Raw genomic sequence first — 18055 nt, forward strand, 5'->3', positions numbered from 1 at the left:
GTGCGTCTCGGAGAAGTCGTCGTCGACGTCACGCCCCTGCGCTCCAGCAGGGACTTCCGGCTGGTGTTCGCCACCCAGGCGATCTCCATGCTCGGCACCCACCTCACCTCGGTGGCGGCGAGCCTGCAGATCTACCACCTGACCGGGTCCTCGGTCCAAGTCGGGCTGATGAGCCTGGTGCTGGGCCTGTCCCTGCTGGTCGGTCTGGTCGCGGGCGGGGTGCTCGCCGACCGGGTCGACCGGCGCCGGGTCGTGCTCGTCACCCGGGCGATCACCGCGGTGGTGATCGCGGCGCTCGCGGTCAACGCGGCCCTGCCCGACCCGCAGGTCTGGTTCGTCTTCGTCGCGGCCGTCCTCGCGGGCGGTGTCAGCGGCCTCGGCGGACCGGCCATGATGGCGGCCACCCCGAACCTGGTCGCCCCCGGCCAGCTCGCGGCGGCGGGCGCGCTGACCACCCTCACCGCCCAGCTCGGCGGCATGGCCGGCCCGTCGCTGGCCGGCGTCATCGCGGCCGGCCCGGGCGTGGCCTGGTGCTTCGGCATCGACGCGGCCGTGTACGTCGTAGGCCTGCTGCTCCTGGCCCCGCTGCCTCCGCTGCCGCCCGAGGGCTCCGGGGAGGCGCAGCATCCGCTGAAGGCCATGGGGGAGGGCTGGCACTTCCTGCGCGGCAACCGGGTCGTCACCGGACTGCTGCTCATCGACGTGTGCGCGGTGGTCTTCGCGATGCCGTACGCGCTCTTCCCGGAAATGGGCACCGAGCACTTCGGCGGCGGCGACACCACCGTCGGACTGCTCTACACCGCCCCCGCGGTCGGCTCCTTCTTCGGCGCGCTGACCAGCGGCTGGACCGGACGCGTGCATCACACCGGACGGGCCCTGATCGGCGCGGTGGCGGTGTGGGGCGTGGGGATCGCCTGCTTCGGCCTGAGCTCCGACCTGTGGCTGGGGCTGACCTTCCTGGCGCTGGCAGGCCTCGGTGACACCGCCTCCGAGATCCTGCGCCGGGCCCTGCTCCAGCACTACACCCCGGACCGTCTGCAGGGCCGCGTCGGCAGCCTGTGGCTCGCGCAGGCCACCGCGGGCCCCTCCGTCGGCAACCTGGAGGCGGGCCTGGTGGCGCGGGCGCTCGGAACCTCGGGCGGTGCCGCGGCGCTCGGCGGGGTCATCTGCCTCGCCGGTGTGGCGACGCTCGCTGTGGCCATGCCGGACCTGCGGAAGGCGACCCTGCACGGGCCGTCGGCGGAAGAGGGGGAGAAGGCGGCGGTTGAGGCCGTCCCGAGACCGACCGACAAGCCGTCGTAGGACCACCACCAGAGCCGCAGGGACCGCAGGAGCCGCTGGGGGAGCCATGCCGAGTGCGCAGATCGACGGAGTCCGGCTGCACTACGAGGACAGCGGCCACGGTGAACCGGTCCTCCTGGTGATGGGCCAGGGCGCTGCCGGCCGTGGCTGGCACCTGCACCAGGTGCCGGCCCTCGTGGCCGCCGGTCACCGGGTCGTCACCTTCGACAACCGGGGCATCCCGCCGAGCGACGACTGCTCCGAGGGCTTCGCGATCGACGACCTGGTCGCCGACACGGCGGGCCTGATCGGGCACCTCGGCCTCGCCCCGTGCCGTGTCGTCGGCGTCTCCCTGGGCGCGTACGTCGTCCAGGAACTGATGCTCACCAGGCCCGAACTCGTGCGCCAGGGCGTCCTGATGGCCACCCGGGGCCGCACCGACGCCTTGCGCACCGCCATGGCCCGCGCCGAACGCACCCTGTACGACAGCGGAGTCGTCCTGCCCCCGGCCTACGCGGCCTGGGTGCGAGCGCTCCAGAACCTCTCGCCTGCCACTCTGGACGACGAACTCCAGGCCCAGGACTGGCTGGAGATCTTCGAGTTCGCCCCGCCGGTCCACGGGCCGGGCGCGCGGGCCCAGTTGGACCTCCACGTCCCCGACGGACGGCTCGCCGCCTATCGGGCCGTCGCCGTGCCCTGCCTGGTCGTCGGGTTCGCCGACGACGTGATCCTGCCACCGCATCTGAGCCGCGAGGTCGCGGACGCGATCCCCGGCGCCGTCTATCGGGAGATCAAGGACTGCGGCCACTACGGCTATCTGGAGCGGCCGGACGAGGTGAACCGCGTGCTTCTCGACTTCTTCCGCACCTGACGATGTTGATTTAGGTTAGCCTCACCTAAGTATCTACGCTGGGGGTCATGGTGCGACGCACCCTGCTCAACGGAAAGATCCATCGAGCCACCGTCACCCAGGCCGATCTGCACTACGTCGGCTCCCTGACGATCGATCAGAACCTGCTGGACGCCTCCGACATCGTCGAGGGCGAAGCGGTACAGGTCGTGGACATCGACAACGGCGCCCGCCTCACCACGTACGCCATCGCGGGCGAACGCGGCAGCGGTGTCATCGGGGTCAACGGCGCCGCCGCCCACCTCATTCACCCCGGACACCTCGTCATCATCATGTCCTTCGCCGAGCTCGACGAGTCCGAACGGGCCGCCCACCAACCCCGGGTCGTCCACGTCGACCGGGCCAACCGCATCGTCGCGCTGGGCGCCGACCCGGCCGAGCCGGCGCCCGGGGCGAAGGACCAGTACGCCGGATCCGCGCAGGAGAGGAACTGAGCCATGGCCAACCCCTTCGACGACGACAACGGCGTCTTCCGTGTCCTGGTCAACGACGAGGGCCAGTACTCCCTCTGGCCGGACTTCGCCCCCGTGCCCGCCGGCTGGGAGAGCGTGCACGGACCCGGCACCCGGGCCGCCTGCCTGGAGCACATCGAGCGGCACTGGACGGACATGCGCCCGCGCAGCCTGGCCGAGGCCATGCGCGCGGCCGGGTCCTGATGGCGGCCCGCCCGGGCGTCGAGGACGTCCTCCCGCTCTCGCCCATGCAGGAGGGCATGGTCTTCCACGCGCTGTACGACACCCACGCCCGGGACGTCTACACCGGCCAGATGGTCATCCGCCTCGAAGGCCCCCTGGACCAGGGCCGGTTGCGCACCGCGGCCGAGGCCCTGGTCGCCCGGCACGCCAACCTCCGCGCCGCGTTCCGCACCCAGCGCTCCGGCCGCCCGGTCCAGGTCGTGCGCGGTGCGGTCACCGTGCCGTGGCACGTCGACGACCTGTCCGCCCTGCCGCCCCAGGAGCGCCGACCGGCCCTCGACCGGCTGCTGGAGCAGGACCTGGACGAACCCTTCGACCTGGCCCGCCCGCCCCTGCTCCGGTTCCGCCTGGCCGTCCTCGGCGACCAGGACCACCGCCTGGTCCTCTCCTCCCACCACCTGCTCTGGGACGGCTGGTCCGCCCCCGTGCTCGTGCGGGAGCTCTTCCAGCTCTACACCTCGGCCGGCGACCCGACGGCCCTGCCTCGCGTACGGCCCTACCGCGACTACCTCGCCTGGCTGTCCCGGCAGGATCGCGAGGCCGCGCGGGAGGCATGGCGGTCCGCCCTCCAGGGACTTGACGAACCGTCACTCGTCGCGCCGGGCGAACACCCCGCCCGGCAGCCCGAACGGCTCGTCCTGGAGCTCTCCGAGCAGGACACAGAGGCACTCACCAGCACCGCCCGCGCCCACGGACTGACGGTCAGCACCACCCTCCAGGGCCTGTGGGCCGTCCTCCTCGGCAGACTGACCGGCCGCACCGACGTCGTCCTCGGCGCCACCGTCTCCGGCCGCGACGCCGACGTACCCGGCATCGAGTCCATGGTCGGCCTCTTCATCAACACCCTCCCGGTACGCGTGCGGTTACGACCGGAGGAACCCCTCGCGGACCTCCTCCTGCGTCTCCAGTCCGAGCAGTCCGCCCTCCTGGACCACCGACACCTCGGCCTCGCCGACATCCAGCGCGCCGTCGGCCATCCCGTGCTCTTCGACACCCTGCTGGTCTTCGAGAGCTACCCGATCGACGACGGCGGCATCGCCCGCGCCCTCGACGGCCCGCGCATGACGGGAGTCTCCGTCCGGGACGCGACCCACTACCCGCTGACCCTCACCGCCCTGCCCGGCCCCCGGCTCACGCTGACCTTCAGCCATCAGCCGTCCGCCCTGGACCGCAGCGCGGTCGAGGACATCGCGGACCAACTGCGCGGCCTGATAACGGCGTTCACCAAGGTCCCCGCGTCTCCTGTCGCCCGCCTCGGCCCGCCGCCCACGGTCGAGAACCCGGTCGAGCACACCGCCACCACCGTGCGCGCCCTCTTCGAGGAACAGGCCGCCCGCACCCCCGAGGCCCCGGCCGTCCTGCACGGCGACACCGTCATCACCTTCGCCGAACTCGACGCCCGGGCCGACCGGTTGGCCGCCGCACTCGCCGCCCGCGGCGCCGGGCCCGAGTCCGTGGTGGCCGTCGCCTTGTCGCGCGGCCCCGATCTGGTGATCGCCCTCCTGGCCGTGCTCAAGGCCGGTGCGGCCTGTATGCCGGTCGACCTGGGGTATCCGCCCGACCGCATCGCCCTGATGCTCGATGACGCCGAACCCCACCTGGTGATCGCCAACGGTCAACAGCCGGGAATCAGTGCGGAGTTGCTGTGCGCGCCGGATGTCGAAGCCGCCGTACGCGAACAGCCTCCCCTGTCGCCCGACCAACCGGCCTACGTCATCTTCACCTCGGGCTCCACCGGCCGCCCCAAAGGCGTCGTCGGCACCCAACGTGCCCTGGCCAACCGCCTCGCCTGGGGGCGGGAGCTGACGGACGACGGCGTACGCGTCTCCAAGAGCCCGATCAGCTTCATCGACGGCCTCACCGAACTGCTCGGCGCCCTGGTCGCGGGCGAGCCCGTGGCCCTCGCCGACGACGAGGCGACCGGCGACCCCACCGCCCTCGCCGCACTGGCCGACCGCCACCGGGCCACCCTCCTGACCGCCGTCCCCAGCCTCTACGCCACCCTGGTCGAATCGGCCCCACCCGGCGCCTTCGATTCCGTGCGCACCTGGGTGTCCAGCGGCGAGCCCCTCACCGGCGAACTCGCCCGGGCCATCACCGAACGCTGGCCGCAGGCCCGGCTCGTCAACCTCTACGGCTGCTCCGAGGCGGCCGGAGACAGCCTGATCCACGTCCACGACGGCCAAGACGGCCCGGTCCCGCTCGGACACCCCATCGCCCACACCCGCGTCCACGTCCTGGACCCGTTCCTGCGGCCCTCCCCGGCCGGGGCGGCCGGCGAGCTGTACATCGCCGGGGACGGACTGGCCCGCGGCTATCTGAACCAACCCGGCCGCACCGCCGAGCGATTCGTCGCCAACCCCTTCGGCCCGCCCGGCAGCCGCCTCTACCGCACCGGCGACCTGGCCAGGCTGCGGACCGACGGCACGGTGGAGTTCCTCGGCCGGGCCGACAGCCAGGTCAAGATCAGGGGCTTCCGGGTGGAACCCGGCGAGATCGAGACGGCGGCCCGCGCCCTGCCCGGAGTGGCCCGTGCCGCGGTGGTCGCCCGGCAGGACGGCCCGGCACCGCTCAGGCTGGTGGCGTACGTGGTGCCCGAGCCCGGCACCACCCCCGACCCCGTCACCCTCCGGCGTGCGCTCGCGGAACGCCTCCCCGGCCAGCTCGTCCCCTCCGCCGTGGTCGTCCTGGACGCCCTGCCGCTCACCCCCAGCGGCAAACTGGACCGCCGCGCCCTGCCCGCCCCCGACTTCACGGAGGCGAGCACGTACGAACCGCCGCGCACCGAACCGGAGAAGGTGCTGTGCGCACTGTTCGCCGACGTGCTCGGGCTCGAACGGGCCGGTGTGCACGACGACTTCTTCGAACGCGGCGGCGACAGCATCATCTCCGTACGCCTGGCCGACCGGGCCCGCAGAGCCGGGCTCCCGCTCTCCCCCCGGGACGTGTTCACCCACCGCACCCCGGCCGGCCTCGCGGCGGCGCTGCCCGAATCCGGCGGCGGGTCCGAGGAGTTCACCGCGACCACCGCACCGCTGGTGTCGCTCAGCCAGTCGCAGCTCGACAACGTCAAGGCGAGGTGGAGAACCCGATGAGCGACGACGGTTCCCTGGTCGAGGACGTCCTGCCGCTGTCCCCGCTGCAACAGGGCCTGCTCTTCCACGCCCTGTTCGACGAGGACGCCCAGGACATCTACACCATGCGGTCCCTGGTGGAGATCGAAGGACCGCTGCGCCCCGAACTGCTGCGCACGGCCGTCGAGGAACTCTTCGCCCGCCACGCCAACCTGCGCAGCGCCTTCCTCCACGAAGAGCTGGACGAACCGGTGCAGGTGGTCCTCAAGCAGATCACCGTGGACTGGACCGAGGCCGACGCGGCCCAGGAGGCCGCGCTCGTCGCCGACGCCACGGCCCGCTTCGCCCTGACCGACCCCCCGCTGCTCCGGTTCACCCTCGTCGACCGGGGCGAGAACCGCTGGCTGCTCATCCTCACCAACCACCATCTCCTCCTCGACGGCTGGTCCGTGCCGCTTCTCGTACGCGAGCTGCTCCAGCTCTACGCGGCCCGACTGGCGCCCGACCGGGCCGCACCCCTGCCCGCCGTACGCCCCTACCGGGACTTCCTCGCCTGGCTGGCGGCACGGGACCGGGAGGCCTCGGGGCAGGCCTGGCGGCAGGCGCTCGCCGGGGCCACACCCACCCTCCTGGCACCCACGGCCCCCGGGCCGGTCCCGGTGCGGCCCGAGCTGCACACCCTGCGACTCCCTGCCTCGACGAAGGAGTTGGCGCGCTCGCACGGTGTCACCGTCAACACCGTCGTGCAGGGTCTGTGGGCGCTGCTGCTCGCCCGGCTGACAGGTCGGGAGGACGTGGTCTTCGGCGCGACCGTGGCCGGGCGGCCCGCCGAACTCGCCGGTGCCGAGGCCATGATCGGCCTGTTCATCAACACCGTGCCGGTGCGGGTGGCGGTCCCGCCGGGAGAGCGCGCCGGTGCCTTCCTGCGACGACTCCAGCACGAACAGGCCCGCCTGATGGACCATCAGCACCTCGGCCTCACCGAGATCCAGCGCCTGGCCGGGTCCGGGGACCTCTTCGACACCCTGCTCGTCTTCGAGAACTACCCGATCGACCGGGGCGCGGTCGCCGAGGCCGAAGCGCTCGCCGGACTGCGGATCGTCGACGTGAAGGGCTCCGGCGCGACCCACTATCCGCTGACGCTGGCCGTGCTCGACGAGCAGCACCTCGAGGTGATCTTCGAGTTCCGTCCCGACGCGTACGACCGGGCCACGGTCGAGGCACTGGCGGGACGCTTCGAACGGCTCATGCACGCGGTCGTGGCGGCGCCCGACACCCCGCTGGCCGCCCTGGACGTCCTCGTGCCCGAGGAGCGGGCCGCGCTGCTCGCGGGAGGTGTGGGGGAGCGGCTGCCGTCGGCGCGGGCCACCATGCCCGCGGTGTTCGAGAGCCAGGTGGCCCGGACTCCGGACGCTGTTGCGGTCGTGGGAGCCGGCCGGCGGCTGACCTTCGCCGAACTCAACACGCGGGCCAACCAACTGGCCCGGCTGCTGGTGGAGTCGGGCGCCGGTCCCGAGCGGATCGTGGCGTTCGCACTGCCGCCGACACCGGACACCATGATCGCGATCCTCGCGATCCAGAAGGCGGGCGCCGCCTATCTGCCGCTGGACCCGGCCTGGCCGTGGGAGCGGATCGCCGGGATGCTCGCCGATGCACGGCCCGTGGCGCTGCTGGCCACGGCGGAGACGGCCCTCGAATCGGCGCTCCTGCTGGACGATCCGGCCATCCGGCAGCGGCTCGCGGAGACGGACGGCTCGGACCTCACCGAAGAGGACCGCCTGTCACCCCTGCTCCCCGAGCACCCCGCTCACGTCATCTACACCTCCGGCTCCACCGGACGCCCCAAGGCGGTCGTGGTGCCGCAGCGGGCCATCGCCAACCTCTTCGCCGCCCACAACGCCACCCTGCACACACCGGCCTCCGATGCGGTCGGCGGGCGGCCCCTGCGGGTGGGGCACGCCTGGCCGACCGCGTTCGACGCCTCCTGGCAGCCGATGCTGTGGATGTTCGCCGGGCACGAACTCCACTTCGTACCCGAGGACGTGCGCCGCGACCAGGACGCCCTGCGCGGCTTCCTCACCGGGCACGGCATCGAGTTCATCGAGCTGTCCCCGTCCCTGCTGGGCGAACTGGTCGCCCAGGGCGGCGACTGGCAGGGGAAGTTGAAGGTCCTGGGTGTGGGCGGCGAGGCCGTGCCGCCGGACCTGTGGCGGACCCTGCGGGAGACGGACGGGCTGGCCGCGCACAATCTGTACGGACCCACCGAGTGCACCGTCGACTCCGCCGACTGCGACCTCGCCCTCAGCGAGCGGCCCGCCATCGGCCGACCGGTCGCGGGCGGCACGCTCTACATCCTGGACGGTCACCTCAACCCCGTCCCCATCGGAGTCGACGGCGAGCTGTACATCGCGGGAGCGGGCCTCGCCCGCGGCTACCTCGGACAGCCGGGCGCCACCGCGAGCCGCTTCGTCGCCGACCCCTTCGGCGACCGGCCCGGGGCCCGCATGTACCGCACCGGGGACATCGCCCGGTGGACCGAGGACGGGCTGGTGGAGTGCCTCGGCCGGATCGACGACCAGGTCAAGATCAGGGGCTATCGCATCGAGCCCGGCGAGATCGAGGCGGTCCTGCTGGAGCACGAGCTCGTCGAGCGCGCCGCGGTCGTCGTACGGGAGGACACCCCCGGGGTGCGGCGCCTGGTCGCCTACGTGGTGCTGAAGGCCGACGTCACGGAGGACGCGCTGCGCCGGTTCACGGCCGCAGCCCTGCCCGACTACATGGTCCCCTCGGCCTTCGTCCCGGTCGACGGCTTCCCGCTCACCCTCAACGGCAAGCTGGACACCGCCGCCCTGCCCGCCCCCTCCCGCTCCGCCGGACCGGCCGCCGCCCCACCGCGGAACGCGGCCGAGCAGCGCCTCGCCACCCTGTTCGCCGGTGTCCTCGGCCTGGACACCATCGGGGTGCACGACAGCTTCTTCGCCCTCGGCGGCGACAGCATCGTGTCGATGCGCCTCGTCAGCCAGGCACGCGCCGCCGGGCTGGCCGTCTCGCCCCGGGACATCTTCGAGGCGCCCACCGTCGCGGAGCTCGCCGAGCGCACCGGCTCCGCCGTCGAGCGCCCGGTGAGCGACCCCGACGCGGGCACCGGCGACATCCCCCTCACCCCGATGCTGACCTGGCTCACCGAGCAGGGCGGCCCGTTCCGCCAGGTCAGCCAGGCACGCTTCCTGCGGACACCCGCGGGAACCGACCTCGACCGGCTGCACCGGACCGTCCAGGCCGTCCTGGACCGGCACGACCTGCTGCGCGCCACGTTCACGCAGACGGACGCGGGAGCGTGGCGGCTGCACACGGCACCGGCGGGAGCGGTCCGCGCGGAGGAATGCGTACGGCGACGGGGGTACGGCGAACAGCCGGACCTGGCCGCCGCCTTCGACGAGCTGGTCACCGAACTCGACCCGGCGACCGGAGCGGTGGCGCGGTTCCTGTGGTTCGACGCGGGGCCCGATCGCGAGGGACGGCTGCTCGTCGTACTGCATCACCTGGTGACGGACGCGGCATCGTGGGGCGTGCTCGTGGCCGACCTCGCGGCGGCCTGGGAGGGCAGGGAACTCTCGCCCCGAGGAACCTCCTTCAAGGAATGGGCCCGGGCGCTGCACGAGGAGGCCCCGCGGCGCACGGCTGAACTCGCCCTGTGGAAAGGCATCCTGGACCGACCGGAGCCACCCCTGGGCGCGGCCCCGTTGGACCCCGCCCTGGACACCCGGGCCATGGTCCGCCGCCACTGGACGGACCACCCCGCGCCGACGACCGACGTGCAGGACGTGCTGCTGGAGGCCCTCGCCCGCGCGGTCCCCGCCTGGCGCAGGGAAGCCGCCCGCCCCACGCAGGACGACAGCGTGCTGATCGCCCTGGAGGGCCACGGCCGCGAGGAACGACTCCTTCCCGGTGCGGACCTGTCCAGCACCCTCGGCTGGTTCACCACCGTCGTCCCCGTCCGGCTGGAGTCCGGCCGGCGACTGCCGGAACTGCCCGACAAGGGCATCGGATACGGGCTGCTGCGCCACCTCGACCCGGCGACCGCCGCGGAACTTGCCGAACTGCCGCAGCCGCAGATCGAGTTCAATTATCTCGGCCGCATGACCATGGGCGAACGGCAGGACAGCGCCCTGTTCACCAGCGCCCCCGAGACCAGAGCCATGGGCAGCGCGGCCGACCCCTCGATGCCGGCCCCCTACCCCCTGGTCATCGACGCCGTGATCACGGACGGGGTCCTCAAGGTCTGCTGGCAGTGGCCCGAACGGCTCTTCACCGAGGCGGAGATCGGCCGGCTGGCCGAGCTGTGGGGCGCCTCCCTCGACCTGCTCCCGAAGGGCGGACACCAGTGACCGAGACCGACCTGGCGGCCCGCAAGCGCGAACTGCTGCGCCGCCGGCTGGAGAGCGCGGGCCTCGCCGACACGCGCGCCCGTGCCGAGCGCATCCCGCGCCGGCCCACGGACGCGGGGCGCCTGCCGCTGTCGTACGCCCAGTCCCGGATGTGGCTGCTCCAGCAGCTCGACCCGGCCGACCCCGCCTACAACGTCTGCCTCGCCATCCGCCTGCGCGGCCCGCTGGACCCGGCCCGGCTGCACACCGCCCTCCAGGGGCTGATCACCCGGCACGAGATCCTGCGCACCCGCTACCCGGCAGGCGAGGACGGCACTCCGGAACAGGTCGTCGACGCGTCGGCCGAGGTCCGGTTCACCACCGCCGAACTGCCGCCGGAGCGCGCCGCCGAACTGGCCCGCACCGAGTCGGCGACCCCGTTCGACCTGGCCACCGACCACCCCCTGAGGGCGGTCCTGATCCGGCACGCGGAACAGGACCACACCCTCGTGCTGACGGTCCATCACATCGCCTGGGACGGCGGCACGTTCAACGCCCTCTCCCGCGATCTGAGCGCCCTCTACCAGGGCCCGGACACCGTCGAACCGCTGCCCGTCCAGTACGCCGACTACGCCGTTTGGCAGCGCGACACCTGGACCGACGAACGACTGGACGAACACCTCCAGTACTGGCGCACCGCCCTGACACCACCACCCCGGCCGCTCGCCCTGCCTCTCGACGCGCCCCGTACCGCCCACCCCACCACCCAGGGCGGCCGTCGCTTCCACACCTTCGCCCCCGACGTCACCGAGCGGCTCACGGAGTTCGCCAGGAAGTCGGGCGCCACCCCCTTCATGGTGCTGCTCGCGGGCCTGGCCGCCCTCCTGCACCGCACCACCGGCGCCACCGACATCCCCATCGGTTCGGCGGTCATGAACCGCGACCTGCCGGGCCTGGAGAAGCTGATCGGCAACTTCGGCAACACCCTGGCCCTCCGCGCCGACCTCGACGGCGATCCCGACCTCGCCGAACTCGTGGAGCGCGTCCGCCGGTTGTGCACCGAGAGCTACGCCCACCAGGACATGCCCTTCGACCGGCTCGTGGAGCGGCTGCGCCCCGAACGGCACCCGGGGCGGGCCGTGTTCTTCGACGTCATGCTGCTCTTCCTCACCCAGGGGCTGGAGGGGCCGCAATTTCCCGGGGTGACCGCCGCATGGGAGACGGTCCACAACGACACCACCCAGTTCGACCTCTCCCTGGAGGCCTTCCTCAGCGGGGGACGGCTGCGGATCGAAGCGACCTACCGCAGCAGCCTCTTCACACCGGAGACCGTCGACCGGCTCCTGCGACAGCTGGAGACGCTTCTCGCGGCGGCCCTCGCCGATCCGGAACTGGCCGTGTCCCGCCTCCCGTTGATGACCCCCGCCGAGGAGCACCAGGTCCTGGAGGACTGGAACTGCACGGCCCACCCCGTCCCCGACGCCACCCTCACGGACCTGCTCGCCGAGCAGGCGGCACGCACCCCGCACGCCCCCGCACTCATCGCCGACGACACCCTCGACCACGCCGAACTGCACGCCCGCGCCAACCGCCTCGCCCGCCTGCTGATCTCCCGTGGGGTCGGCCCCGAACGCCTGGTGGGCGTCGCCCTGGAGCGCGGCCCCGACCTGGTGGTGGCGCTGCTGGCAGTACTGAAGGCGGGTGGCGCCTACCTCCCGCTGGACCACGACTACCCCGCGGAGCGGCTGGCGTACATGGTCGAGGACTCCCGGCCGACGCTGGTCCTGGCGCACGCCGAGGCCGACTACGGGGCACCCGTCCTGGTGCCGGCCGAGGAGGAGTACGCCCACCTCGACGCGGCCGAACTCACCGACGCCGAACGCCTCCAGCCCCTGCGCCCCGAGCACCCGGCCTACGTCATCTACACCTCCGGCTCCACCGGCCGCCCCAAGGGAGCCGCCGTCGCGCACGCCGCGATCGTCAACCGGCTGCTGTGGATGCAGGACACGTACCGACTCGGCCCCGACGACCGTGTGTTGCAGAAGACACCGGCCGGCTTCGACGTCTCCGTCTGGGAGTTCTTCTGGCCGCTGATCACCGGCGCGGGCCTCGTGCTGGCCCGTCCCGGCGGCCACCGCGACCCCGGCCACCTCGCCGAGCTCATCCGCGAACAGCGGGTGACCACCGCCCACTTCGTCCCCTCCATGCTGCGGGCCTTCCTCGACGACCCCGCCGCCGCGCACGTACGCGGTGTGCTGCGCCGCGTGGTGTGCAGCGGCGAGGCACTGCCCACCGAACTCGCCGAGCGCTTCGCCCGCCTGCTCGACGGCGCCGAGTTGCACAACCTCTACGGCCCCACCGAGGCCGCGGTCGACGTCACCGCCTGGGCATGCGCCGACGGCACCCGGACCGCCGCCGGTTCCGTACCGATCGGCCGTCCGGTGTGGAACACCCGCACCCTCGTCCTGGACGCGACCCTGCGCCCGGTCCCGCCCGGAGTCCCCGGCGAGCTCTATCTGGGCGGCACCCAGCTGGCCCGCGGCTATCTGGGCCGCCCCGTCCTCACCGCCGGCCGCTTCGTCGCCGATCCCTACGGACCGCCGGGCGCCCGCCTCTACCGCACCGGCGACCTCGTGCGCTGGACCGCGCAGGGCGCGCTCGAATTCCTGGGCCGCTCCGACGACCAGGTGAAGATCCGCGGTGTCCGCGTCGAGCCGGGGGAGACGGAGGCGGCCGTGGCCGCCCTGCCCGGCGTGTCGCAAGCGGCCGTGACGGTACGCGGAACAGACGAGCCGCGGCTGGTGGCGTACGCCGTCCCGCGGCCCGGCGCCCACCTCGAACCGCTCCGGGTCCGGCAGGACCTCAAGACCACGCTGCCGGAGCACCTGCTGCCCACGGCGGTCGTGATCCTCGACGAACTGCCCCTCACCCCCAACGGAAAACTGGACCGCGCAGCCCTGCCGGCCCCCGACCTCACGGACCTCACCACCGCCACCGCACCCCGCACCGAGGCCGAGACGGCCCTCGGCGCGCTCTTCGCCGATCTGCTCGGACTGCCCGCCGTCGGCATCCACGACGAGTTCTTCGCCCTCGGCGGCCACTCCCTGCTCGCCACTCGCCTGGTCGCCCGGGTCCGGGCCGAGCTGGGCGTCACGCTCCCGCTGCGAGCCGTCTTCGACACCCCGACCGTGGCCGCCCTCGCCCCGCTGCTGGAGTCCCCGGCCGAACAGCGCCCGGCACTGCGGCCCGCACGCCGACCGGACTTTGTCCCGCTGTCCTCCGCCCAGGCCAGGCTGTGGTTCCTGCACCGGCTGGAAGGTCCGAGCCCCACCTACAACATCCACACCGCCGTACGCCTCACCGGACCGCTCGACCCCGAGGCGCTCCGGCAGGCGCTTCACGACGTCGTGGGCCGTCATGAGGCGCTGCGCACGGTGTTCCCGGACCAGGACGGCGTGCCCCGGCAGGAGGTCGTGGCGGACGCCGTCGTCCCCTTCGACGTGGTGCCCGGCGAGCCGGACGCCCGCGACGCGCTGCTGAGGGAAGCCGCGGCGCACTGCTTCGCGCTGGACGCCGAGATCCCCGTACGCGCCACGCTGTACGCCCTCGCCCCCGAGGAGCACGTGCTGTTCCTGCTGGTCCACCACATCGCCACGGACGGCTGGTCCGCGGACCCCCTCCTCGCGGACCTGGAGAGGGCCTACGCGGCACGGCTGCGAGGTGAGCCGCCCGAGTGGCCGCCCCTGCCCGTGCAGTACGCCGACTACACGCTCTGGCAGCGGGAACTGGCCGACAACGATGCGGAACTGGACTACTGGACCAGCCAGTTGGCCGGTCTCCCCGAGGAACTCCAGCTGCCCGTGGACCGGCCGCGTCCGGCCATCCACTCGTACGACGCCGGAGCGGCGGACTTCACCGTCGACGCCGGCACCCACCGCGCCCTGCGTGACCTCGCCACCGAAGCCGGCGGCACCGTCTTCATGGCGCTCCAGGCCGCCCTCGCCGTCCTGCTCAGCCGCCTCGGCGCGGGGCACGACATCCCCCTCGGCACCCCGGTGGCCGGCCGCGGCGACGCCGCCCTCGACGACCTCGTCGGCCTCTTCGTCAACACCCTGGTGCTGCGCACCGACGTCTCCGGAGACCCGACGTACCGCACCCTCCTCGCCCGCGTCCGCGAGGCCGATGTCGACGCCTACGCCCACCAGGACCTGCCGTTCGAGCGACTCGTGGACGCGCTCGCCCCGACCCGCTCGATGGGCCGCCACCCGCTCTTCCAGGTGATGCTGGCCCACCAGCAAGCCCCGGACGAGGAAAGGGAGTTCGCCGGACTCACACTCCACGAGCTGCGCGTCGACCACTACACCGCCAAGACCGACCTGGCCTTCCACGTCTTCGAGCGGCCCGACGGCGGCGGACTCACCGGCTCGCTCGTCTTCAGCCGTGACCTGTACGACGCCGCGACCGCACAGGACATGGCCGAGCGATACGTCCGGCTGCTCACCGAACTCGCCGCCGAGCCGGACCGTCCCGTGGCCGCCGCCGACCTCCTCACCCCGCGCGAACGGACGCGGCTGCTGGAGGAGTGGAACGACACCGCGCACCCCATGCCGTCCACCACCCTCACCGCACTGGTCGAGGAACAGGCGGCACGGACCCCGAAACTGACGGCCGTGGAGTACGGCATCCCCGGCGGAACGGCACTGACCTACGGCGAACTCAACAACCGGGCAAACTCCCTCGCCCGCCGGCTGACGTCCCTGGGAGTGGGCCCGGAGCACCGCGTCGGCATCCACCTCGAACGCTCGGTGGAGATGGTCGTCGCCCTGCTCGCGGTCCTCAAGGCGGGCGGGGCGTTCGTGCCGCTGGAGCCGTCCTGGCCCGCCCGGCGTATCGCCGAGGTGTGCGACAACGCCGGACTGACAGCGGTGCTCGGAGCAGCCGTCCCCGGCGGACCGCCCGCCCTCTCCGTCGACCTGCGGGACCCGGTGACGGACACCGCGAACCCCCGCGTCCCCGTCGACCCCGAAGGCCTCGCCTACGTCATCTACACCTCCGGCTCGACCGGCGTCCCCAAGGGCGCGATGATCCGGCACCGGGCCATCGCGCACCGGCTGCTGTGGCAACGCGGCCTGCTCGGCTTCGGGACGGACGACGCGGCCCTGTTCAAGGCCCCGCTCGGCTTCGACATCTCCATCAACGAGATCTTCCTCCCGCTGGTGAACGGCGGCCGTGTGGTGGTCGCCGAACCCGGCGGCGAACGGGACGTCGACCATCTGCTGGACACCGTCGAACGCCACCGCGTGACCTTCACCTACCTGGTCTCCTCGATGCTCGACCTGCTCCTCGAACTCGACGGCTTCGCCCGGCGGGCCCGGTCGCTGAGACATGTGTGGTGCGGCGGCGAGGTGCTCACCCCCGAGCTGTTCGCCCGCTTCCGGACCGCCGGCAGGGCCGTGATGTACCACGGGTACGGCCCCGCCGAGGCCACCATCGGCGTCAGCCACGTCGTCTACCGCACCGGCGCCATCCGCAGCGCCGTCTCCATCGGCCGCCCCAACGGCAACACCCGCCTCCACGTCCTCGACGACCGCCTCCAGCCCACCCCGGTCGGCGTGCCCGGAGAGCTGTACGCGGGCGGCGTCTACCTCGGCCGCGGCTATGTCAACGACCCCCGCCGCACCGCCGACCACTGGGTCGCCGACCCGTTCGGACCGCCCGGCGAACGCCTCTACCGCACCGGCGACCTCGTGCGCCGGCAGCGCGACGGCACCCTGGAGTTCCTCGGCCGCGCCGACAACCAGGTCAAGATCCGCGGGATGCGCGTCGAGCTGGAGGAGATCGAGGCGATCCTCGAACAGCACCCCGGCGTCCGGCGCGCGGTGGTGGTGATCCGCGAGGACACGCCGGGCGTCAAGCGCCTGGCCGGATACTGCCTGGCCGCGGGCGACCTCACCGACCTGCCCGGATGGCTCCGTGAAAACCTCCCCGAACACATGGTCCCGGCCACCCTCACCGTCCTGGACGCCTTTCCGCTGCTGCCCTCCGGCAAGGTGGACCGCGCCTCGCTGCCCGCCCCCGAGACCACGAGCACCGCCGCCGCGACACGGGAGCCCGCCGACGCACGCGAACGGCAGTTGTGCGAGCTGTTCGCGTCCCTCCTGGGCCTGCGACAGGTCGGCGTCGACGACAACTTCTTCGAACTCGGCGGCGACAGCATCGTCTCCATCCGTCTGGTCACCCTGGCCCGCAAGGCCGGGCTCGCCCTCAGCCCCCGCCAGGTCTTCCAGACCCCCACCCCGGCGGGCCTGGCGGCGGCCGCCGCGGCAGAGCGCACCGAGACAGGCCCTGTCGACGAGCCGGTCGGCGAGGTCGAGCTGACGCCGATCATGCGGTGGACGGCGGGATCGTACGACGGTCTCGCCCAGGCCGTCCTGCTGGTGACGCCGCCGGATCTCACCTTCGGCACCCTGAGTGCCGTACTGCAGAGGGTCGTGGACCGGCACGACCTGCTGCGCGCCCGGCTCACCGGCCGACTGGTGGTGCCCGCCGAGGGCACCGTGCGGGCGGAGGACCTGCTCGGCCAGGTGCGGGGCACGGACATCCACGAGGAGCTGGCCGCCGCCGTGGCCCGACTCGACCCGGCGTCCGGGCGCATGCTCCAGGCCGTCTGGTTCGCCGACTCCGCGCGGCTGCTCCTCGTGGCCCATCACCTGGTCGTCGACGGGGTGTCCTGGCGGATCATCACCTCGGATCTGGCGGAGACCTGGCAGTCGGGCGAGGCCCTGCCGCGCACCGGGACGTCCTTCCGGACCTGGAGCAGGCTCCTGGACGAGGAAGCCGGCAAGCGGGGGAGTGAACTCCCCTGGTGGACCTCGGTGTCGGAGAGCGCCCGGCCACTGGTCGAGCGCGCCCCCGACCCCGGGGACTCGCTGCGCGAGCGGACGCTCGTGCTCCCGCCCGGGATCACCGGCCCGCTGCTGACATCCGTGCCCGCCGCCTACCATGCCGCCGTCCCGGACGTCCTGCTGACCGCGCTCGCGGTGGCGGCCGCCGGCTGGCGCGAGGAGCGCGGCGACCTGACGGGACGTTCGCTGCTCGTCGGCGTCGAGGGCCATGGCCGCGAGGAGGGCATCGCCGAGGGCGTGGACCTGTCGGCCACGGTCGGCTGGTTCACCACCTTCCACCCGGTCGGCATCGACCCAGGCCCCCTGGACCTCGGCGAGGCGCTCGACGGCGGTCCCGCGGCGGGCACGGCACTCAAGCGCGTCAAGGAGCAGCTGCGTGCCGTACCGGACGGCGGTCTGGGATACGGCCTGCTGCGCCACCTCAACCCCGACACCTCGGCGGCCCTGGAGAAGCTCCCGCAGCCGCAGGTCGCCTTCAACTACCTCGGCCGGTTCACCGCCTCCGCCGACGACCCCTGGGACCTCGCCCCCGAGGCTCCGATGCTGCCCCTCGCGGGGCCCGCGCGCTTCGGGCTGGAGCTCAACGCCGTCACCGTCGACGGGGACGACGGCATCCGCCTGCACATCTCGGCGGCCTGGCCCGAGTCGTTCCTGACTCCCGCCGAGGCCACCGACCTGCTCGCCCTGTGGGAGCGGGCCCTGCACGGGCTCGTACGCCATGTCGGGGAATCTCCGGCGGGCGGCCTGACGCCGTCCGACCTCCCACTGGTGGAGCTGACCCAAGAGGACATCGACGACTTCGAGAACGACGACTTCTGAACCA

General features: G+C 73.0%; 7 protein-coding genes. All 7 read left to right on the forward strand.

The window, feature by feature from the left end; genetic code table 11:
• Genes entS through QF037_RS41020 form a run of 7 tightly spaced genes read left to right on the forward strand, consistent with a single transcriptional unit; the run spans window position 1 to window position 18051 of the window.
• Window positions 1-1302: an enterobactin transporter EntS gene (gene entS, locus QF037_RS40990; RefSeq protein ID WP_307034247.1), complete on the forward strand. Its 1302-nt coding sequence runs from the start codon at window positions 1-3 to the stop codon at window positions 1300-1302.
• 46 nt (window positions 1303-1348) lie between these two features.
• Complete coding sequence (locus tag QF037_RS40995; protein ID WP_307034249.1) at window positions 1349-2152, forward strand: alpha/beta fold hydrolase; 804 nt, start codon at window positions 1349-1351, stop codon at window positions 2150-2152.
• A gap of 47 nt (window positions 2153-2199) precedes the next feature.
• The gene (gene panD / locus QF037_RS41000) at window positions 2200-2625 is read left to right on the forward strand and encodes an aspartate 1-decarboxylase (protein WP_373463877.1); all 426 of its coding nucleotides are present in this window, start codon (window positions 2200-2202) and stop codon (window positions 2623-2625) included.
• A gap of 3 nt (window positions 2626-2628) precedes the next feature.
• Window positions 2629-2847 carry an MbtH family protein gene (locus QF037_RS41005; protein WP_307034251.1) on the forward strand — a complete coding sequence of 73 codons (219 nt, stop codon included), beginning with the start codon at window positions 2629-2631 and terminating at the stop codon, window positions 2845-2847.
• Window positions 2847-5981, forward strand: a complete 3135-nt coding sequence (locus tag QF037_RS41010) for an amino acid adenylation domain-containing protein (RefSeq protein ID WP_307034253.1) — start codon at window positions 2847-2849, stop codon at window positions 5979-5981. The genes QF037_RS41005 and QF037_RS41010 overlap by 1 nt, the downstream gene beginning before the upstream one ends.
• Entirely contained in the window at window positions 5978-10348 is a 4371-nt protein-coding gene (locus QF037_RS41015; protein ID WP_307034255.1) for an amino acid adenylation domain-containing protein, read from the forward strand. Before QF037_RS41010 ends, QF037_RS41015 begins: the two co-directional genes overlap by 4 nt.
• Window positions 10345-18051, forward strand: coding sequence for a non-ribosomal peptide synthetase (locus QF037_RS41020; protein WP_307034256.1), 7707 nt, complete (start codon window positions 10345-10347; stop codon window positions 18049-18051). Before QF037_RS41015 ends, QF037_RS41020 begins: the two co-directional genes overlap by 4 nt.
• Window positions 18052-18055: the final 4 nt, after the last annotated feature.

The organism is Streptomyces canus, assembly GCF_030815415.1.
In the GTDB taxonomy this organism is placed as follows: Bacteria; Actinomycetota; Actinomycetes; order Streptomycetales; family Streptomycetaceae; genus Streptomyces; species Streptomyces canus_F.